The 19,209-nt window shown below is 68.6% G+C and carries 21 protein-coding genes; 10 read left to right on the top strand and 11 right to left on the bottom strand.

What is annotated here, in order from left to right:
• Positions 1 to 64: 64 nt before the first annotated feature.
• Positions 65 to 424 carry a hypothetical protein gene (locus ACJ8AT_RS26660; protein ID WP_407740686.1) on the bottom strand — a complete coding sequence of 120 codons (360 nt, stop codon included), beginning with the start codon at positions 422 to 424 and terminating at the stop codon, positions 65 to 67.
• 504 nt (positions 425 to 928) lie between these two features.
• Between ACJ8AT_RS26660 and ACJ8AT_RS26655 the strand changes: the two genes are divergently transcribed.
• Entirely contained in the window at positions 929 to 2,035 is a 1,107-nt protein-coding gene (locus ACJ8AT_RS26655) for an AI-2E family transporter (protein ID WP_407740685.1), read from the top strand.
• A 4-nt stretch (positions 2,036 to 2,039) separates the two neighbouring features.
• A complete protein-coding gene (locus tag ACJ8AT_RS26650) occupies positions 2,040 to 2,648 on the top strand; it encodes a DedA family protein (protein ID WP_407740684.1) in 609 nt (202 codons plus the stop codon).
• A gap of 22 nt (positions 2,649 to 2,670) precedes the next feature.
• Here ACJ8AT_RS26650 and ACJ8AT_RS26645 read toward each other — a convergent pair whose 3' ends face one another.
• The 5 genes from ACJ8AT_RS26645 to ACJ8AT_RS26625 form a co-directional block, all read right to left on the bottom strand.
• Positions 2,671 to 3,384: a glutathione S-transferase family protein gene (locus ACJ8AT_RS26645; protein ID WP_407740683.1), complete on the bottom strand. Its 714-nt coding sequence runs from the start codon at positions 3,382 to 3,384 to the stop codon at positions 2,671 to 2,673.
• A gap of 17 nt (positions 3,385 to 3,401) precedes the next feature.
• A complete protein-coding gene (gene bioA, locus ACJ8AT_RS26640) occupies positions 3,402 to 4,733 on the bottom strand; it encodes an adenosylmethionine--8-amino-7-oxononanoate transaminase (protein WP_407740682.1) in 1,332 nt (443 codons plus the stop codon).
• A gap of 231 nt (positions 4,734 to 4,964) precedes the next feature.
• Positions 4,965 to 5,537, bottom strand: a complete 573-nt coding sequence (locus tag ACJ8AT_RS26635) for a hypothetical protein (protein WP_407740681.1) — start codon at positions 5,535 to 5,537, stop codon at positions 4,965 to 4,967.
• Between the two features lie 131 nt (positions 5,538 to 5,668).
• Positions 5,669 to 6,094 (bottom strand): hypothetical protein, encoded by a 426-nt coding sequence (locus ACJ8AT_RS26630; protein ID WP_407740680.1) that lies wholly within the window; start codon positions 6,092 to 6,094, stop codon positions 5,669 to 5,671.
• 37 nt (positions 6,095 to 6,131) lie between these two features.
• A complete protein-coding gene (locus ACJ8AT_RS26625; RefSeq protein ID WP_407740679.1) occupies positions 6,132 to 6,347 on the bottom strand; it encodes a hypothetical protein in 216 nt (71 codons plus the stop codon).
• A gap of 672 nt (positions 6,348 to 7,019) precedes the next feature.
• Here ACJ8AT_RS26625 and ACJ8AT_RS26620 point away from each other — a divergent pair.
• Together ACJ8AT_RS26620 and ACJ8AT_RS26615 are read left to right on the top strand one after the other, a co-directional pair.
• Positions 7,020 to 7,649 carry a DUF2378 family protein gene (locus ACJ8AT_RS26620; RefSeq protein ID WP_407740678.1) on the top strand — a complete coding sequence of 210 codons (630 nt, stop codon included), beginning with the start codon at positions 7,020 to 7,022 and terminating at the stop codon, positions 7,647 to 7,649.
• Positions 7,650 to 7,739: 90 nt separating this feature from the next.
• Positions 7,740 to 8,906 carry a GNAT family N-acetyltransferase gene (locus tag ACJ8AT_RS26615; protein WP_407740677.1) on the top strand — a complete coding sequence of 389 codons (1,167 nt, stop codon included), beginning with the start codon at positions 7,740 to 7,742 and terminating at the stop codon, positions 8,904 to 8,906.
• Here ACJ8AT_RS26615 and ACJ8AT_RS26610 read toward each other — a convergent pair.
• Positions 8,903 to 9,460 carry a hypothetical protein gene (locus tag ACJ8AT_RS26610; RefSeq protein ID WP_407740676.1) on the bottom strand — a complete coding sequence of 186 codons (558 nt, stop codon included), beginning with the start codon at positions 9,458 to 9,460 and terminating at the stop codon, positions 8,903 to 8,905. The genes ACJ8AT_RS26615 and ACJ8AT_RS26610 overlap by 4 nt on opposite strands.
• A gap of 37 nt (positions 9,461 to 9,497) precedes the next feature.
• On the bottom strand, positions 9,498 to 10,457 hold the full coding sequence (locus ACJ8AT_RS26605) for a hypothetical protein (RefSeq protein WP_407740675.1): 960 nt from the start codon (positions 10,455 to 10,457) through the stop codon (positions 9,498 to 9,500).
• A 265-nt stretch (positions 10,458 to 10,722) separates the two neighbouring features.
• Here ACJ8AT_RS26605 and ACJ8AT_RS26600 point away from each other — a divergent pair, with 265 nt between their 5' ends.
• On the top strand, positions 10,723 to 11,409 hold the full coding sequence (locus tag ACJ8AT_RS26600; protein ID WP_407740674.1) for a suppressor of fused domain protein: 687 nt from the start codon (positions 10,723 to 10,725) through the stop codon (positions 11,407 to 11,409).
• A gap of 165 nt (positions 11,410 to 11,574) precedes the next feature.
• Positions 11,575 to 12,042: a ferritin-like domain-containing protein gene (locus ACJ8AT_RS26595; RefSeq protein ID WP_407740673.1), complete on the top strand. Its 468-nt coding sequence runs from the start codon at positions 11,575 to 11,577 to the stop codon at positions 12,040 to 12,042.
• A gap of 177 nt (positions 12,043 to 12,219) precedes the next feature.
• Here ACJ8AT_RS26595 and ACJ8AT_RS26590 read toward each other — a convergent pair whose 3' ends face one another.
• Entirely contained in the window at positions 12,220 to 13,008 is a 789-nt protein-coding gene (locus ACJ8AT_RS26590; RefSeq protein WP_407740672.1) for a hypothetical protein, read from the bottom strand.
• Positions 13,009 to 13,286: 278 nt separating this feature from the next.
• On the opposite strand from ACJ8AT_RS26590, the gene ACJ8AT_RS26585 reads away from it, so the two are divergent.
• From ACJ8AT_RS26585 to ACJ8AT_RS26575, 3 genes are read left to right on the top strand one after another with little or no spacing between them, the layout of a single operon-like run.
• On the top strand, positions 13,287 to 13,670 hold the full coding sequence (locus ACJ8AT_RS26585; RefSeq protein WP_407740671.1) for a response regulator: 384 nt from the start codon (positions 13,287 to 13,289) through the stop codon (positions 13,668 to 13,670).
• A complete protein-coding gene (locus ACJ8AT_RS26580; RefSeq protein WP_407740670.1) occupies positions 13,651 to 14,547 on the top strand; it encodes a hypothetical protein in 897 nt (298 codons plus the stop codon). Before ACJ8AT_RS26585 ends, ACJ8AT_RS26580 begins: the two co-directional genes overlap by 20 nt.
• Positions 14,548 to 14,571: 24 nt before the next feature.
• Positions 14,572 to 15,813 (top strand): acyl-CoA dehydrogenase family protein, encoded by a 1,242-nt coding sequence (locus tag ACJ8AT_RS26575; protein ID WP_407740669.1) that lies wholly within the window; start codon positions 14,572 to 14,574, stop codon positions 15,811 to 15,813.
• 19 nt (positions 15,814 to 15,832) lie between these two features.
• On the opposite strand, the gene ACJ8AT_RS26570 is transcribed toward ACJ8AT_RS26575, so the two are convergent.
• Both ACJ8AT_RS26570 and ACJ8AT_RS26565 read right to left on the bottom strand, forming a co-directional pair.
• Positions 15,833 to 16,318, bottom strand: coding sequence for a hypothetical protein (locus ACJ8AT_RS26570; RefSeq protein ID WP_407740668.1), 486 nt, complete (start codon positions 16,316 to 16,318; stop codon positions 15,833 to 15,835).
• A 36-nt stretch (positions 16,319 to 16,354) separates the two neighbouring features.
• Entirely contained in the window at positions 16,355 to 18,046 is a 1,692-nt protein-coding gene (locus ACJ8AT_RS26565; RefSeq protein ID WP_407740667.1) for a sialidase family protein, read from the bottom strand.
• Positions 18,047 to 18,324: 278 nt separating this feature from the next.
• Here ACJ8AT_RS26565 and ACJ8AT_RS26560 point away from each other — a divergent pair.
• Positions 18,325 to 19,209, top strand: an 885-nt coding sequence (locus ACJ8AT_RS26560; protein WP_407740666.1) for a protease pro-enzyme activation domain-containing protein, incomplete at its 3' end; no start/stop codon positions are given.

The raw sequence follows: 19,209 nt of genomic DNA, 5'->3' as shown, positions 1-19,209 counted from the left end.
GCGATCGCCTCCAGGCACGAGGGGCCGGGCCCGCAGTGCCAGGCTCGGCCCTCGTGGCGAGGAACTACAGCAACAGGTTCTCCGGCGTCACGGAGACGGTCGTGATGACGTAACCAGTCGAGCCGGCGCTGACTGTGGTCGTGGTCGAACCACCGCTGCCACCGTTGCCACCGCAGGCACCGCCGCCGCCGCCCGCATTGATGGTGGCACTGGCACCCGCGTTAGCGCCAGCAGCGCCGGGGGAGACCTGCATCGTGCCCGAGACGCTGGGAGTAGCGGAGGCGATCAGCTGGATGATGCCACCACCACCGCCACCACCACCGCCCTCGGCATTGCCGCCGTTTCCATCGAAGCCGGATGCGCCGTTGCCCCCATTGGCCTGGATCGTCCCGGCCATGGTGAGAGTGCCCTTGGCCAGCAGCACGATGACTCCACCCGCACCGCCGCCGCCGCGCCGCGGGTGGCAGTCAGCCGCACGACAACATGCAGCCGTACCTGTGCGTGAGCTTCATCATCGCGCTCGAGGGCATCTTCCCCTCGCGCGACTGACGTGCCGGCGGGCCTCGGAAAATTTCCGGGCCTCGGGCCGCTCCCTCTCAAGCGACCCGAGGCCTCGGTCCCTTCGACCAGACGAGGTTGTGACTGGCCAAGGGATGGGTGGCCACTGGGCCACCTCCGTCGTGCCCGAATACTGGATGGGCCTCACTGCTTCCTTGTCGCGAGCCGCTTGGGCTGGATCTCGCCGATCTCGGATTTCGCGAAGAACCTACACACCTACATTCACCGACGCGACAGTGGGACAGCCCCGCCGTTGAACTGTGGACGTGGCGAAGCGAGCGGCCAACCTGCTCGCGCCCCCGCCGGGTTGCCCGCCCGCCCAAGCAGACGCATCGGTGAGTGCAGGGCGGAGCGGCGTGGCGGAGGCACGGTGGCGACAACGGGCGATTTGACGGGCTGGCGGCGGTCCCAGGTGACACCCAAGACGGTGTTCACCGTGGGGTTCTCGCTGCTGGCGGTGGTGGTGCTGGCGGTGCTGGTGGTGAAGACGCGGGTGGCGCTCACGCTGACGGGCGTGGCGCTGCTGCTGACGCTGGCGCTCGAGCATGGCGTGGCCCGGCTGGAGCGCGCGGGCCTGAAGCGGTGGATGGCCATCGCCCTGGTGCTCATTACTGGCGCGCTGCTGGTGACGTTGCTCGGGCTGCTGGTCATCCCGGCGGCCATCTCCCAGGGCGGAGAGCTGTTCTCCCAGTTCCCGAAGCTGATGCAGCAGATCCGCTCCCAGCGCATGTTCCGGCTGGCGAGCAGCCACATGTCCACCCTGACGCAGCTCTTCGGGGGGCAGAAGTCCTCCGAGGCGCCCTCGGCCGGGGCGATTGGCGAGATGGCGGTGCCGCCGCTGCTGCACGCCATTGGCGGAGCGGTGAGCCTGCTGGGCAGCGTCATCACCGTGTTCTTCCTGGTGGTGTTCATGCTGGTGTTCGGCGGGGGGCTGCTGCAGCGGCTCCTGGAGCTGCTGCCGTCCGAGCACCGCGAGCGCTACGAGCGGGTGATGAAGAAGACCTATCACGCCACCGGCGGCTACCTGTCCGGGCTGACGCTCATCTGCACCATCAACGCCACGCTCACCACCACCATGCTCGCGGTGCTGGGCATGCCCTTCTTCCTGCCGCTGGGCATCCTCAGCGGCTTCTCCAGCATGATCCCCTATGCGGGGCCCGTGGTGGCCGGCGGCCTCATCACCCTGCTCACCTGGGCGACGGGCGGCAGCGTCAAGGCGCTGGCGATGCTCATCTACTTCATCATCTACGGGCAGCTGGAGGGCAACGTGCTGGCGCCGCTGGTGTTCCGCCGCACCGTGCACGTGAACCCGCTGCTGACGCTGCTCGGGGTGCTGTTCTGCGCGGAGCTGGCGGGCGTCATCGGCGCGGTGGTGGCCGTGCCCGTGGTGGCCACGCTGCAGATCATCGTCCGCGAGCTGCTCCAGCTCCGGCGGGACAGAACCCTGGCCCAGCCGCCCATCGTGAAGGCCGAGTAGCGCCATGGGCGGCCACGGCCTGCTCGGCTTCCTGCTCTCGCATGGCTCGTACGCGCTGCTGTTCGCGGCGCTGGTGGCGGGGGGCATGGGGCTGCCGCTGCCCGAGGACATCGTCCTGCTCACGGGCGGAGCGCTGGCCCACATGGGGGTGGTGCGGCTGGCGTTGATCATCCCGGCCTGCATGGCCGGCGTGCTCTGCGGAGACCTGCTGCTGTTCCACACCGCGCGCAAGCTGGGGCCCAAGGTGTACGAGCACCGGTGGATCCGCGAGCTGCTCACGCCCGAGCGCCGCGAGCGCATCTCCCGGCTCTATGCGCGGTACGGAGGGCGGGTCGTCTTCTTCGGGCGGTACATGTCCGTGATGCGGGTGCTCGTCTTCGCGATGGCCGCGGTGCAGGGCGTGCGCACCCGGACGTTCCTGCTCTGGGACGCGCTGGCCCTGAGCCTGAGCGCGCCGCTGCTGGTGACCATCGGCTACCTCTTCGCCCGAAGCATTGACCGCGTGGCGGCGGGGTTCGGGCACGCGGAGCACCTGCTGGCGATCGCCGGGGTGAGCGCGTTCGCGCTCGTGCTGCTGGGCCGGACGCTGATGGTGCGGCGGCGGCGGGCCTGAGAGCCGCGGCCCCGCGCCTGGCTCAGGCGGGCGGGCTCCAGTTCGCGAAGAAGCGCTGCTGGAAGCGCTCGACGTAGCGGACCAGGTTCTTCTGCTCCAGCGTGAACCGCCGGAACGGCGAGTCCACCGGGAACACGGTGATGCTCACGATGAACGCGTAGAGCGCCGCGTCGAACGAGGAGGGGTTGTCGCCCAGCAGGAAGGGCTTGTCTCCGAGCAGCGCCGCCACGGCGGAGATGTCCGCCTTGCCCATCTCGAGGATCTCCTCGGGCCCGTGGCGCCCCAGGCCCTGGGCATAGAGCCCCTGGCGCACCTTCCGGCGAATCATGGACGGGACGACCTTGCCCACCACGGGAGGGAAGAGGGTCTCAATGATTGGCCGGTAGACCCGCCAGCCCTCCTCGGTGACCCAGCGCTCGTAGACGATGTTCCAGTAGGTGCTCTCCTCCAACATGCGCCGCACGAGGTGGCCCTGGGCCTTGTCCGCCGCGCTGAGCTTCGCGTCCAGCGCGTCGCCGTGCTTCTTCTGGAGGTGCTCGATGATGAGCTGGGAGTCGCCCAGGAACTGTCCGTCCTCTTCGATGAAGGGGATCTTCGCCTTGGGTGCCTTGCGGAAGTCCGCCGCCCTCGCCGTGTAGGGCAGGCCGGCCATGCGGAGATAGCTCTCGAGCTTCAGGCAGAACGGACTGATGTTACCGACGCCCCATGCCGCGGGGCCTTGATGCAGGACGATCATGTCTTCCCCTTCATGGCTCAGCTCCCGGCGACTTCGTGCAGCGAGTCCTCGACTCCGTGGAGCAGCTCGTCCAGGGCCTCGTCCGGGATGTTCAGCGCGGGCGAGATGTAGACCGTGTCGCCCAGCGGCCTCAAGTAGAGACCACGCCGGCGGGCCGCCTCGTACACGCGCCAGCCTCCGTTCGCGAGGTATCCCCCGCCCCCCAGGTCCACCGCGCCCACCATGCCGAGGGCCCGAGGCCGCACCAGGCCTGGGATGCGCTCCGCCATGCGCTCGAAGGCGGCCCTCACCCGAGGCGCCTTGCGCGCCACCTGGCCCAGCACGTCCTCGTCCCGGTACACCGCGAGCACCTCGCGCGCCACCGCCGTGCCCAGCGGGTTTCCGCAGTACGAGTGCCCGTAGTACAGCGCCCGGCTCTTGGCTCCCAGGAAGCCCGAGAACACCCGCTCCGTCGCCAGCGTGGTGCCAAAGGGCAACAGCCCCCCGCTCAGCGCCTTCGCCAGACACAGCAGGTCCGGCACCACGCCCGCCAGCTCGCACGCGAAGCGCGCCCCCGTGCGCCCCAGGCCCGTAAACACCTCGTCCGCGATGAGGAACGTGTCCGCCGCCCGAGTGGCCTCGCGCACGGCTCGCACGAAGTCGGGCGAGTAGATCTGCATCCCCGTGGCGCCCTGAATCACGGGCTCGAGGATGACGCCCGCCACCGAGTCCCCCTGCTCTCGCAGCGCCCGCTCCACCTGCGCGAAGGCCCGCTCCCAGCCGCCCTCCTCCGCGGGCGAGGGCACGTGCACCACGTCGAACAGCAGCGGCCCGAACACCTCGCGGAACAGCGGGACTCCGCCCACGCTCGTGGCCCCCACCGTCTCTCCGTGGAAGGCGCCCGAGAGGGTGATGAAGCGCGTGCGCGCCGGGCGTCCGTTCTGCGCCCAGTACTGCGCGGCCATCTTGATGGCCACCTCCACCGCCGTGCTCCCGTTGTCCGAGTAGAAGACGCGCGTCAGCCGGTGCTCCGCTGGGAGCCGGGCCTGCTCCGCGCCCGGAGCGAGCGCCACCAGCTCCGCCGCCAGCCGCGCCGCGGGCTCATGGGTGATACCCGCCAGCGCCGTGTGCGCCAGCGTGGAGGCCTGCTCCACCAACGCGCGCACCAGGCGCGGGTGCCGGTGCCCCAGCGTGGACACCCACCACGAGCCGTTCGCGTCCAGATACCTTCGCCCGTCCGCGTCGTAGAGGTAGGGCCCCTCGGCCCGGACCACCACGAGCGGATCCGTCTCGGCGATATAGGCCTCCATCGCGGTGTACGGATGCCAGACGTGCCGCTTGTCCAACGTGACGATTCCCTCTCGCTCCACGCTCGCTCCTCCCGAGGACCTGCCCTTCAGGACAGGCCCGTGAGGCCCATATCACCACGAGGCGCGTTCCGCTGGACTGGGACCGACTCGCACCTTGCTTCGTTACTGGGTGACAGGGATTGAAGTGGCCTCGCATGTTTCGGGCCACCCATTTTGAGGCTTTCCAGCACGACTCCACCGCAGGAGCACGGCTTGAAGCAGAGGAATCGGAAGCGCGGCCTGACCCGTCACTCAAGGCTCACGCAAACTCTTGGGAGGCGCGCGATGCTGGCGAATCTCGTTAAAGATTCGGTCCATTTCTTGAGCGAGCAACAACGGGCGTGCACGAGGCTCCGCAGGCACCGCCACCCCAAGCGCTTGTTGCCTCTCGCATATATCGAGCCGCCGCTTGAAGTCATCCACCCACGTGAAGTCATTCGAGTTTCGTGCATATGACCGAAGCAAGGGGAACAGGTAGCTCATGGAACAGGACAGCAGCCTCGAAACCACAGAGGGATCCTGGTTCGGATTATCCTTCTGTGCCTCCAACGCCTCGGCCCAACCCTTCAATGGCTTCAACTGCTCAGGGTGAAGGCCGGTCTCCTCATGAACTTGGGCCATCTCCGCTGTGTCGTGGACGTACATGGCAGCGGCGGCGGCTTCAAGCGCACCCGCAGCAGCCACGTAATCCTTTTCTTTCAAGCACCGCTGACCACGAGTCATCTCGGCTTCCCAATCAGGCCGAGGATGGCCATCGAACTGAGCAGCGAGCACCTCAAGAAGGCTGTGCCTCCAGTAGTTCCATGTATTCACTTGTCTAGCCATGTATCATCTCCCTTGAGACCTCCACAGGTCTCAAGAGGAAGATTGCCTCGTGATTTCTGGCTCCCCAGGACAGCCCCTGCGGGCATGGAGCCGAACACAAAGGCCCAGCCGTACCCTTGGCTGCCGGCCGACTACGGCTGGACGGACAGGATACGCCACTGCATCACATCCACTGCGTATGTGGCTCCCATGTCCAGGATGGGTGGTCCGTTCATGTCGCAGACCCCATCCCTGACGGTAAAGCGCACGAACATGATGCCCTCGGGCCCTGGTGCTGCCGTCGCGTCATAGGATTCACGCTGATACAGGCAGACCTCTCTTGGAGAGGCATCCTTGTGGGGCTGGATGTCCCAGGGCAGGAAGTCATCCATGGCGAGTTGAATCGCCTTCAGCATAGGCCCCGTGATGACCTGCCGTCCTTCCGCAGGTGGATCAAACCGGGGCATCTCCACCTTGGCCGCCTCTTCGGGTGGCGCATGAACTGGCCGTGGGTAGTGACGCAGCAGTACACAGCCGGGCAGTGTCAGGCAGCACAGCAAAACCCAGGTACGCTTCATGATTGTCCTCAGCGACGACCAGCCCACTGGCGAGCCCTCATTCGTTACCCTCCACAGGAGTGACAAAGCCCGTGCCCTTGTCCGCAGGCTTGATGATGCCTACCAACTTCCACGTCTTTCCTCGGCGCTCGTACACCTCGCCTGGACGATCCTCATGGGCGTAGGGAACGAGTTTCTGGAGGGTACATTTCAAGTCGAACTGGATGCGGATGGACCAACGCTGAGTGCTGGCACGTCTGTCCTTGTCAGACATGGAGGAAGGAGTCCACGGGTGGCTGTGATAGTCGGCGAGCAGGGGATGCCTGACCCCGTGTATCCCGCACGCTGCTGGGGGTATAACAACTCTTGCGCTTCGCCGGGCCCACCAGTCGTGTGTCACCTAGTGGAGACGGTCTGCTCGCGAAGTACTCTCCGTTGCCCAGGCTGTAGATCAACCCACAGTACTCCTGTCCATAATCTCCGAGCGTGGCTAGGGGAAGCGCCATGATGGCGGGGCACAACTGGTCGATCACCTCATCCACATCGGGGAAGGCCTGATCGCCTCCCACGGCCCACGGACCCATACGAAGCGGGACTTTCCCTCAAAGCCATAATCCTGCATCTCCGACGCGAGGGGCGGGGCGCTGGCGCACCCCGACATCCACGTCTCCAGCAGTATCAAGAGAGACACCCACCGCATGGATCCCACCATGAGGCTCCGCTGGCCTCGCTGAAAGCCTCAGTCTACCTGGAATCTCGTTCTCAGCTGGGCGATTGCCCTCCAGGACGGGTCACCGCGGCCTCACCCCAGGCGCGAGCGTTCTGCCTGGGCTGGCTCCCGGCTGCAACCTCTCTGATCAGACCCCAGGGCACCCGGGCGGAGTTGATCTCGGCCTCGCTCTCGGTGCGATAATGACCGCCCTGTCCTCAGGAGCCCTGTGTCGCCATGACGCACATGAACGCGGCCGCGACCTCCACCCTGAGCCGGGTGGAGTCCGAGTACGAGCGCCGCATTGCCCTGGCCACCCCCGCCGATACGGCCCGTGGCCTGTTCTTCAACGGCATCCTGTCCGCCGTCATCAGCTTCGGCGGCGAGCTGGCCCTGAAGCGGTGCCACACGCTGCTCAACGACAGGCGCTTCGAGCGGCGCTTCATCGACTTCTCCAGCTATCCGGTGTCGGACTTCCTGCGGGTGGCGCTCGCGGCGACCCGGGTGCTGAGCGCCCAGCTCGGCGGCGCCGACTCCACCCAGCGCCAGTTGGGCATGCAGGCCACGCGTGACTTCCTCCGCTCCATGGCGGGCCGCACGCTGCTGATCCTCTCGGGGGAGTCGCCCAAGCGCGTCATCGGCAACCTGGCCTCGGGCTACCGCTCAGCGGTGAGCTACGGCGAGCGCTCGGTGACGCTCCTCGGCGACACGGGCGCCCGCGTCGCCGTCTCACGCGACTTCATGCTCCCGCTCTACAATGAGGGCGTCCTGCTGGCGGTGCTCGAGTCCGTCCACGCCCGAAACCCCCAGGTCCGCGCCACGCCCCGGGGAATCCTGGACTGCGAGTACGAGTTGTCCTGGGAGTAGCCCCCCGTCCGCCCGCCTCCCCCCGTGAGGCCCCTCCCTCGGCGGCCGGAGATTCGGCGCGGGCCTGGACTCCGCGTTAGAACTGTCCCCGTGCTCGACCCCTCCATCCGCGTCCAGGTGCTCGACTCCATTACCGATATCCCCGCCGCGCAGTGGGATGCGCTGGCCGGACCGGCAGCCCCGCCCTTCGTGAGGCACGCGTGGCTGGCCGCCATGGAGGAGAGCGGCAGCGCCCAGCAGGACACGGGCTGGGGGCCGCACCACCTGACGCTCTGGCGTGGGCAGAAGCTCGTGGCCGCCTCACCCGCCTATCGCAAGTACCACAGCATGGGCGAGTACATTTACGACTTCGCCTGGGCGCAGGCCGCCGCGCGCATAGGCGTGGAGTACTACCCCAAGCTCGTCATCGGCGCGCCCCTGTCTCCGGCCACCGCGCCGCGCTTCCTGGTGGCCGCGGGCGAGGACGTGCGCGAGGTGCGCCACGCGCTCCTGGAGGCCGCCATCGAGAGCGCCCGCGAGGAGGGCTGCTCCTCCATCCACGTCCTCTACCCCACCGAGGACGAGGCGGACTTCCTGGAGCAGTCGGGCATGGCCCGGCGGATGACGCTGCAATACCACTGGAAGAACCCGGGCTACCGCACCTACGAGGACTACCTGGGGCGCTTCAGCTCCAAGCGCCGTCATCAGCTCCGGCGCGAGCGCGGCGCCGCCGAGGAGCAGGGAATCCTTCTGCGCACGGTGCCCGGCGAGGAGCTGGGGCCCGAGCACGCGCGGCGCGCCCACGGCTTCTACGCGGCCACCTGCGAGCGCCACTCCTGGGGCCAGGTGCAGCTCACCCCGGACTTCTTCGCCCGCATCTTCCGCACCATGCCCGAGTCCATGGAGATGGTGGAGGCGGTGCGCGGCAAGAAGATCATCGCCGGCGCGTTCAACGCGAAGACGGCCGAGCGGCTCTACGGGCGCTACTGGGGGTGCTTCGAGGAGCACCCCTTCCTGCACTTCCACGTGTGCCTGTACCACTCGGTGGAGGAGTGCATCCGCGCGGGGCGCAAGGTGTTCGAGCCCGGCGCGGGCGGCGAGCACAAGGTGTCTCGCGGCTTCGAGCCCACGGCGGTGCACAGCGCGCACCTCATCTTTGATCCGCAACTGGACCGGGCGGTGCGCGACTTCCTGCGCCGTGAGCGGGCGCACCTGACCCCCGCGGTGGAGGAGGCCGAGCGCCTCGCGGGCCTCAAGCCCTGGCCGCTGACGGGCTAGTAGTTCACCTTGAGCGTGGGCAGCATCAGGCGCTGCTCCTGGCCCTCGGACAGCAGCGACTTGCCCACGTCCAGCAGCAGCACCGCCCGGCCGCGCTGGGAGAGCGAGTCCACCGGCGCCTCGAAGCTCACCGGCGCCACCTGCGTGTCCAGCGCGCCAGCCTTCTTCCCCTGCTCCCAGCCGCCGAAGTCATCGAAGGTCAGCTTCACCCGGACCGAGCTCACACCCTCGGGGACGAAGAACTGGCCCACCAGGTACGCTTGCTCCTGCACGGTCAGGTCCACCGTGCGCGCCACCATCCGCGCCTGGAGCGGCGCTCCCGTGGGCGTGGTCACCTCCAGCGAGCGGAGGGGCACCAGCACGGAGTCATAGCCCTGGGCGTTCGTTCCCCGCAGGCGCAGCTCGAAGGTCCGGCCCGCGGGCGCATCGTCCTGCGTGCGCGTGGTGGTGAGCTCGGGCGGCTCGGGGGTGGAAGACGCGGGGGGCTCGGAGCTCCCGCAGGCGGACAGGGCGAGCGCGGTGAGGCTCAGCGCGGACAGCAGCAGCTTCTTCATGGCGTGTTCTCCTCGAAGTGGGTGGAAGGTCCGCGGCTCACTGGCCGGGCGCGCAGCGCTGTCCGCTGGGCTGGGTGAAGTCCTCGGCGATGCTCTGGGCGTGGGCCGGCGTGGCCTGGCCCGGCTCGAAGTCCGCTGGCAGATCGAACTCGCGGCCCTCGACGTTCATCTCCCGGAGCTCGCCCCGGAGCGCCCCCAGCTCCCGGCACTGGATGCCGGACAAGGCGGCCCGCCCGCTCTCCAGGAGATCCGCGGGGAGCGGGAAGGAGCCGAAGAGGTAGGCGTTGCAGTGCGCCACGAGGACCTGGCGCGCCAGCATCAGCCGGGCGGTGTCGAGCGGCGTGCGCGGCTCGCCATTGCGATACAGCGTGGGGCTGGCCCAGAGCACTCCCAGCGCCTGCTCCAGCGTGGACACCGTGCCCACGCTCCCCAGCTCGATGGGGAACAGGTCCACACACTGCTGGAGCGCGGACTCGTGGACCTTGAAGAAGCCCTCGTCCCGCGTCACCCGGGGCTCGGGGCAGTCGTTGGTCGCATGGCAGTCATAGGGCGGGGGCGGCTCGTAGGGCCGATCGCACACGAGCCGCGCGGCGCACTGGTCCTCGCCCAACGGCCACACGACCCGGAAGGTGGAGTCGAAGGCGCCGTCGTCCGAGCCATCCCGAGCGGCCAGCGCCCGGCACTCCTCGTAGCTGTGGATTTGCAGCAGGAAGCTCGAGTCCGCCGAGCCGCCCACCGGCACCGCCAGGGGCAGGGCGTACTGGAAGCTCCAGCCGGAGCGGGTCAGCCCCGGATCCTCCGCCCGGAGGGCCAGGGAGGGCGCCGTCGGGTGGATGTTGATGAGCTTGTCGTCGAAGCGTACCGTCACCGGGTACTCGTCGATGTGGGCCACCGGCTGGCCATCGACGTGCTTCTCACACCGGAACTCGTGTGCGCTCGCGGCTCCCCCCACTCCCAGCGCCGCGGCGACGACCGCGGCCCTCCATCCCCTCTGCATGTGGACCTCCCCCTGGCGAACGTGGGGCCCACCCTGGCCGGGCCCGTACCTACCCGGCCTCTTCATGTTCCGTACCGCGCCCCTATCGGCTCCCCGGTGTCCACAAAAGGTCACCCTTGGGAGCGCGGACCGGACCCGGAGGGTCGCTCGGTGTCCTGCCCTGGGAAGAAGGGCTGCCCAGCGTGGGTAAACGGTTTCCCACCTTGCGGGCGACCAGCTCATTTACGAAGTTGTGAAACTGAATAGGACCTTTAGAGTCGTGCCCATGAAAGTGCCCGAGACGGCTGAGGACTTCGTCCAGTGGTACGAGGACTGCTGGGCCGACCGCGACGAGGTGGAGTACCCCAAGCTCTTCGGAGCCATCAGCGATGACGTCTTCACGCTGGATCAAACCGACGCCTTGCAGGCCTGGCTCGAGAGTGATCTGGCGCAGGTGGAGGAGCTGGATCCGAACTGGGGCCCCCTGGGCGTGCGCGTGGCCCCGCCCAGCGAACAGTTCCCCTACTGGTCCTACGTGACGAGTGGGCTATCCAACCCCTTCACCGTGGCGCCCGGCGCCGAGCTGGCCGAGGGCGTCCCCAGCGGCATCGGCTACGAGATGGTCATCCACACGCCCGAGGAGGCGCAGTGGCCGGTGCTCCGGCTGCTGGACATGATGGCCTACAACCTGGTGTGCCTGCGCGCCTTCGCCATGGGCCACCGCTATCCGGTGGAGGGCTCGCTCACGGGCGGAGAGACGAAGCTGGGCGGCGTCGTGTTCGTCAGAGACCCTTCGCGCCCCGCCGAGTTCACCCTGCCCTCGGGCAAGGTCCAGCTGCTGACGCTGGTGGGCGTGACGAAGAACGAGATGGCCTTCAGCCGCTCCAACGGCACCGACAAGCTGATGGGCAAGCTCGTCGAGGCGGGCACCGGCTACATCACCCACCCGAACCGGGATGAGGTGAAGTTGTAGTCCTGACGCTGGGGAGCGCTCACGCCTGGGCTGTTCAGCCACGGACGGGCCATCTGCCCGCCCGCGGTCATCTGTCTTGGACCTCAGGCACACTGGAGGCTGGCCGCCCTCCGACTCAGCTTCTCGGGCCGCGGAATCTCCCGCGAGTACCAGGAGCAGAACCGAATGGCGGTCATGGACCAGCAGCGGATGGTGGAACGCCTCAATGATCTCATCGCGCTCGATCACGACGCGGTGGGGGCCTACGAGGCGGCGATCAACCGCATCGAAGTCGAAGCCCTGCGCATGAGCCTGCGGGAGTTCCAGAATGATCACCTGCGCCACATCCAGGATCTGTCGCGCGTGGTGCTGGGCCTGGGCGGCACGCCTCGTCAGAAGCCGGACGTGAAGGGGTTCCTGCTCAAGGGCTTCACCGCCATCACGTCGATGATGGGCAACGAGGCGGCGCTCAAGGCCATGCAGGGCAACGAGAAGCTCACCAACCGCACGTACGAGCAGGCGCTGAAGGAGAGCTGGACGGAGGAGGTGCGCACCATCATCGAGCGCAACTTCCGCGACGAGCAGCGGCACCTGGCCTTCATCGAGAACTCGCTGCGCATGCGGAGCTGGGAGCAGCCCGGCGCGCAGGTGTGAGGCGTGAGGTGAAGCGCCCGGCGTGAGCCTCCCGCCCGAGGCGCCTCAGGACAGCCGGCCGAACACCCGGCCCCGGAGGTCCATCCCCAGGCCGTATGGGCCCGCGACGTCCGCGTGCGGGCCCACCTCCGGCTTCTGACAGCCAGCCGCGGATGCGAGACCGCCTCACGCCACCGCTCAGGAGAGGCGGGCGCTCGGCAGCGGCAGCCGCGGCAGCTCCAGCCGCGGCAGCTTGAGGCTCTTGCGGAACTCGGCCACCGCCTGCCCCAGCTGCTCTACCGCCTTGCCGCCCCGCGCCACGTCCTCCGGCTTCAGCCGGCCAATGGTGTCGGCGATCTGCTTCACGCCGTCCTTACCCAGCAGCTCGCGCAGCTCCGGGGTGGTGGCCAGCTTCACCTGATCCTGCGCCGGCAGGTTCAGCAGGCCCGCGTGCACGCACGCCCCGGTGAGCGCATCCGTGGCGAACTTCTTGAAGGCCTCGGGATCCTTCTCCAGCTGCGCGAAGGCCGCCGGATCCGCCGCGCGCTTCAGCTCCACGGCGTCCTGCAGGCCCTTCACGGCGCGGTCGCGCCAGGCCAGCCCCGCCGGCTGCAGCTCCTTGGCGCCCAGGCCGGAGAGCTTCTCCAGCGCGCGCTGGCCCTGGCCCTGGTACAGCTCCGGCAGCGCAGCGCCCGGGTTGCGGCGCGAGAAGTCATCGGCGCGCTGGCGGAAGTAGTCCGCGCTGGGGGTCCGCACCTCGGCGGGCAGGGGCCGAGCGGCGCCCGAGCCCGAAGCCCGGCCCGCGCCACCGGCACCACCGGCTCGCGAAGCGGACTCGAAACCATCACCCGTCACTGAGGACTGCCGCGTCTCGGGATTCCGCGAGGGGACGAACTGCGGAAACTCCTTGGTGGTTGCAGGCTTGGATGTCTCCGTTGTCTCTGCCTGCTTGGGGCGGAATGGGCCCCCTGAGCCGTTGACGCGCATGACACTACTCCTCAATGTGGTTCGGCCCACCTCTGAAGGCATGGGCGGTTGATCCTCGAATCCATTGTCGCACCAGTCCGGTGGAAGTTGCTCGCGATCAGCGGCGAAAATTTCCCCAAGTGTCCAGGCACCAAACCTCTTGCATGTACAACAATGTAGGATAGAACCCTGGCCCGAAGGGAAATCCGTACGAAAGAGGGAGGCGGAAGGCGCCTCTCCTTGCGGCCCGGGGCTCTGGAGGTGGACCCTGTGCCTGGCAAGCTCTCAATGGGGGCGGTGTGCAACGGGTGCTCGTGCTCGAGGACGACGACGACCTGAGGAGCCTGCTGTGCGACTTGCTGGTGGGCTCGGGGGCGCAAGCTTGCGTGAGCGCGGGCTCGTTCGACGCGATGGTGCGCCAGAAGGAGCAAGTGCTCGGTTGCGGGCTGGCCCTGCTGGATGTGAACCTGGGCTCGCGCGTGCCCAGCGGGCTGGACGCCTACCGGTGGCTGCGGGAGAACGGCTTCAGCGGGCGCATCGTCTTCCTCACGGGCCACGCCCGCTACCACCCGCTGGTGCGCCAGGCGCATGAGCTGGGCCACACCCAGGTGCTCTCCAAGCCCGTGGACGCGAAGGTGCTGATGGCGCTCGTGAGGGAGACCGATGGCTCGCGCGAGTCCTGAGCCCGCACCGCTCGGGGTGACGGACGAGCAGCGTGCGCGCGCATGGTGGGGGGCCTTCTTCGCCACCTTCCTGACATTGCTGGGAGAGGTGGCCTACATCTTCATCGACTGGCAGGTGCACCCCGGCTACCTCGTGCTGCCCGCGCTCCGGGCGCTGCACGTGCTGGAGTCGGTGGGCCTGCTGGCGCTGCTCTTTGCCCGGCGGAGCACCTCGAGCCCCCGGCTGAGCGAGGGCGTCTTCACCGCCGTGGCGCTGCCCCACCTGGTCATCTTCGCCGTGGCGGAGGTGGCCATGGCCGCGTCGGGCCGGGTGTGGCAGCCGCTGACGGGCCACCGGCTGTTGATGCTGGGCATCGGCCTGCTGGCGCCCATGGGGCCGGCGCTGGGCGTGGGCCTCGTCAGTGCCTTCGCGCTGGAGGCGGTGCTCCTCTGGTACGGCCTGGGGCTGAACACCCGGCTGCAGATGCCGTGGGAGCCGTGGATCACCCTCGTCTGGGGAGGCACGGCGTGCGGGCTGCTGGCCTTCCGCCTGCGGACCCAGCGCATCGAGCAGCGGCTGCAGAAGGCCCGCGCCGAGACCGAGTCGCTGGAGCGGGTGGCGCGGCTGCTGCTGGCGATGCGCGACGCCGCCAACACGCCCTTGCAGTCGCTGGAGGTGGGCGTGAGCCTGCTGCGACAGCGCTCGGAGCCCGGCAACGCCGCCCTGCTGGCTCCCATGGAGCGCGCGCTGAACCGGCTGCGCTCGCTCACCCAGCGCATGTCCATTGCGGATCCGCTGGTGAATTGGGACTCCCACGAGGAGTCCATCGACGCCGAAGAGGTCCTCCGCGGGCTGGAGGAATCGCTCCAGCGGGAGCTGGAGCGGCGGCGCCATTAACAACGAAGAGCACAAGGAGCCGTGATGGATTTCGAGCCGAGCGCCAGGACGAAGGACTACCTCGAGCGGGTGCGGCGCTTCATGAGCGAGCACATCATTCCGGTGGAGGCCCGGTACTGGGAGGAGGTGCGGGCCACCAACCCTGGGGGGAACTGGCGGCAGTGGAGGATCCACCCGCTCATGGAGGAGCTGAAGCAGCGCGCTCGGGCCGAGGGACTCTGGAACCTGTTCCTGCCGGATCCGAAGCTGGGCGCGGGGCTGTCGACGCTGGAGTACGCGCCGCTGGCCGAGGAGATGGGGCGCAGCTTCATGGCGCCCGAGGTCTTCAACTGCAACGCCCCCGACACCGGCAACATGGAGGTGCTCTGGAGGTACGGCTCCGAGGAGCAGAAGCAGCGCTGGCTCACGCCGCTGCTGGCGGGGGAGATCCGCTCGGTCTTCTGCATGACCGAGCCGGATGTGGCCTCGTCGGACGCGACGAACATGCAGGCCACGGCCGTGGTCGAGGGCGACGAGGTGGTGCTGAACGGGAAGAAGTGGTGGACCAGCGGCCTGGGAGATCCACGGGCCCGGGTGGCCATCTTCATGGCTCGCACGCCGGACGCCAACGCGGGCCGCCACAGTCAGCACTCGATGGTCCTGGTGCCGCTGGATGCGCCGGGCGTGGAGATCCGCCGCATGTTGTCGCTGTACGGCGACCACGACGCGCCGCACGGGCACGGCGAGGTGCACTTCCAGCAGGTGCGGGTGCCGCGCTCGAACCTCATCGCCGGGCCTGGGATGGGGTTCGAGATTGCACAGGGGCGGCTCGGTCCCGGGCGCATCCACCACTGCATGCGCTGCATCGGCGCGGCCGAGCGGGCGCTGGAGCTGATGATCGACCGTGGCATGCAGCGTCAGGCGTTCGGGAAGGCGCTGCTCAACCTGGGCGGCAACCGCGAGCGCGTCGCCGAGGCCCGCATCGCCATTGATCAGGCGCGGCTGCTCACGCTGTATGCGGCGTGGAAGCTCGACGAGGTGGGAGCGCTCGGGGCGATGACGGAGATCTCCGCCATCAAAGTGGTCGCGCCCAACATGCTCCAGAAGGTGGTGGACGACGCGATCCAGATCCACGGAGGTGCGGGAGTCTCCAGCGACACGCCGCTCGCCACGTTCTTCGCTCAGGCGCGCAGCCTGCGCCTGGCCGATGGTCCGGACGAGGTGCACAAGGGCCTCATCGCCCGCATCGAGCTGGGCAAGCGCGGGTTCTCCCGAAGCTCGTCCTGACGTCGCGCTGGCTCTTCCGCTACCCGCCCGCCGTGCCCACGAGCACGTCCAGCGAGACGGCTCCAGGGCACTGGTCGATGCTGCGCGCCCGCCAACGGCCCTTGAGGCTGGAGTCCTCGAAGTTGGCCTCCGCCTCATCTGACTCCGACTCGCCTCCACTCTGCCGGTAGCCCGCCTCGGGCAAGGCCTTGTCGAAGAAGACCGCCACGTCTCGAATCCCCGAGGGGACGAACGTGTGGAGGATGATCCGTCCGCCGCTGCGCCGCTCCTCGGAGGCAATCACCGCTCCGGGAGGCAGCGGGAAGCGGGCCGGGAAGTCCGCCGGCCGCTCGATGCGCGTGCTGGCTCCCGCACACCCGGGCAGTGTGCCCGGGGCCGAGGACTTGGAAGCAGCCGCGGGTGACTCCGCGGCGCTCCGAGCGGACGGAGCCGCGCACCCCGTCACGCACGCCACGAGCAAGGCCGCGCGCCGCAACGTTCGATGCCAGGATGAGGACTCCGTCATGGGTGCAAGGCTCCTGGAGGGAGAGGACACGAACCGTCAGGGCACCGGCCGGGGCGTGCGGAACAGCGGCTGGCCGCTCGACTGCCGGGCGATGCTCGCGTACGCGCTGAACGAGTTGGGAGCGCTCTGCACGCACGCCCCCGTGCAGCCGTCGGCGTAGCCCACCAGCACGCGGCCCTCGCGGTCCACCGTCACGTCCATGAAGTCCAGCAGGTTGCGATCATTGCCGCACGTGGTGCCGCCCGTGCAGATGGAGCCGCGCTGCACCGGATCCTCCGGCGTGGCATCCGCGGTCACCCAGCTCTTCCCGCCGTCATACGTGTGGGCGATGTAGAGGTGCCACACGCCCTGGAAGTTCGTCGCGTCCTGATAGTTGCCGCCCGTGGTCGTCCCGAGGAAGGCGAACGCCGCCCGGTCCCCATCGCCCGCCACCACCGCCGGGAACACCACGTTCTTGATGCCCAGCGCCGCGCCCACGTCCTGGTCATCCTTCCAGGTCAGGCCCTTGTCGTGGGACACCGCCACGTGCGGGTGCCCATCCGCGTTCTGGTAGCCGAAGTACACCGTGCCATCCGAGCCGATGCCCACGGACGGATCACTGTCCGCCGACTGGCTGGTGGGCACGGGACGCACGGACCAGGTCAGCCCGTTGTCCGTGGTCACCGCCACGGCCTGATTACCGTTGCAGCCCTTGTTGGGCACGTAGGCGGTGCCGTCCGGAGCGACCTTGATGTGCCCGTGCAGGCCGCCGCACGTGAGCAGCGAGTACATGGGCACGGCCACGCCGAAGGTCAGTCCGCCATCGCGGCTGACCGCGCAGCTGGCGTCCGCGATGTCCTGCGAGCAGTAGTACACAGCGCGCGGATACAGCCCCAGGCCGCCCAGCCCGCTGCCGAACGGGCCACCGCCCACCGTCTGGTGATCCACGCCCGAGTTGATGCCGGAGCCCATGCTGGGCGTCCAGTTCTCCCCGTCGTCATCGGTATAGGACATGAGGCTCGCCTTGCCCGCGAGCTGAGACGAGAAGGTGCGCCCGGTGGTCGAGTCGGTGAAGAGGATCGGATCCAGAGAGATGACGGCGTTGGCGGGGCTCTTGTCGGCCCAGGTGGCCGTGGCCGGCGACACCGTGTCATCGAAGCGCACGCGGTACATGGTGAGGTTCGACTGGTAGAGCACCGCGCCGCTCTTCCAGTTGACGCCGATGGAGGGCTCGCCCGCCTCGTTGGCTCGGGGCAGCTCCGCCGGCGCGACATAGGCGCGGTAGACCGGGGCCGGCTCGGTGGAGGGCGGCGGCGGCAGAGGCACTGACTGAATGCTCACCTTGCCGGTGATGCTCTGGCCCAGCGGCGCGAAGGGGACGACTCGGACGGTGTACGTGCCCGAGACGGCGGGGAGGACAGCCGTCTCTGGGTTGCCGTTGGAGGCGGCCGTGGCGACGACGGCCCCCGCGGCGTTGAGGACATAGACATCGAAGTCGGCGGTGCTGTTCGCCCAGCCCACCTGGATGGCCACCGTATGATCCGTGTCATACCCGGCGGGCACCGAGAGGTTCAGCGTGTAGTTGTCGCAGGGCAGCAAGGCGTTGCAGGTCACCGCTCCCGCCGTGCCGGAGGGGTTCGGCACCAGGAAGGGCCCCGCGCTGAAGCTCGCCGAGGGGTGGGCCGTATCCACGCTGCCCGAGACAGGGGTGGCTGCCAGGGCGGCCGGGGCCAACCCCAGGAGCGCCACGGCGGACAGGAGGGAGAGACGGGGCCTGAAGAGCCCATGAAGCGGATGTTCTGAACGGTGGGACATGGGGTCGCGCCTTGCTCGACAGAGGTGGAACGTCTTTCCACCCTTGTTGAGCGAATGGCGCCGCGTTGGATCGCCGCAGGTAAAAAAAGCCTGACCGGAAAAACCAGCCTGGCAGTGAAGAGCAGGATCCAGAGCCAGGGGACCGCGCCAATAAGGGCCAACCGGCCGCACTTCCCGCTGTTCGGAGGCGCAGCGCCATCCCCCGGAGCCTTATGAAGATCCGCGCTTCTGTCCCTGCTTCGCTGTTGATGATGCTCTCCGCAGCCTGTGGCAATCCCTCCATGGATGCCGGTCCCCCGTCCGCTGGCACTGAACCGTCCCGGCAGGAGCTGCTCGGCCTGAATGTGTTGACCGTGACGCAGAACGTGCTGCCCGGCCTGGTGAACGCCACGGACCTGGGAACTGCGAGCCCCTCCGCGCCGGTGCGCTTCGTGGTGACGCTGCAGCGCCCGGATCCCGCCGGCGAGAAGGCGATGCTGGACGCCGTGCATAACCCTTCGAGCGCCTCGTTCGGCCACTTCCTGACTCCCAGCGCCTTCGCGACGCGCTTTGGCGTGCCCAGCTCCCAGCTCGATCAGGTGAGGTCCTGGCTCACCGGCGGCGGGCTCGTCGTCGATCAGGTCTCCACGGCGCGCGATCAGCTCGCCGTGCACGGTGACGTGGCGCATGTGGACGCCCTGCTCGGCACGGCGACCCACCGGTTCGCCCTCGCTCAGAGCCAGTTCATCGCCAACACCTCGGCGCCCGTGGTGCCGCTGGCGCTGGGCATCCGCAACATCGTTGGCCTCAACACGTTGCAGCGCTTCTCCCTGCCCGCGCGCACGCCCAGCCAGGACACCTGCGTGGGCGGCGTATGCACTGGCACCACCACGCCGCAGGACATGTGGTCCGTCTACGAGCAGCCCGCGCAGCACGTGGGCCAGGGCCAGAAGATCGGCATCTTCGGCGAGGGCCGCACCGATGACGTCATCAGCGACCTGCGCATCTTCGAGGCGAAGTTCGGCCTGCCCACCGTGCCGGTGACGGTGGTGCACCCGGCGGGCGAGACGGACTTCAGCGATGACTCGGGCCTGGTGGAGTGGGACATGGACACCCAG

This window comes from Hyalangium sp. (assembly GCF_045802625.1).
GTDB lineage: Bacteria > Myxococcota > Myxococcia > Myxococcales > Myxococcaceae > Hyalangium.
The sequence above is the reverse complement of the archived record's forward strand: the minus strand, read 5'-3'. Positions and strand labels throughout refer to the sequence as shown.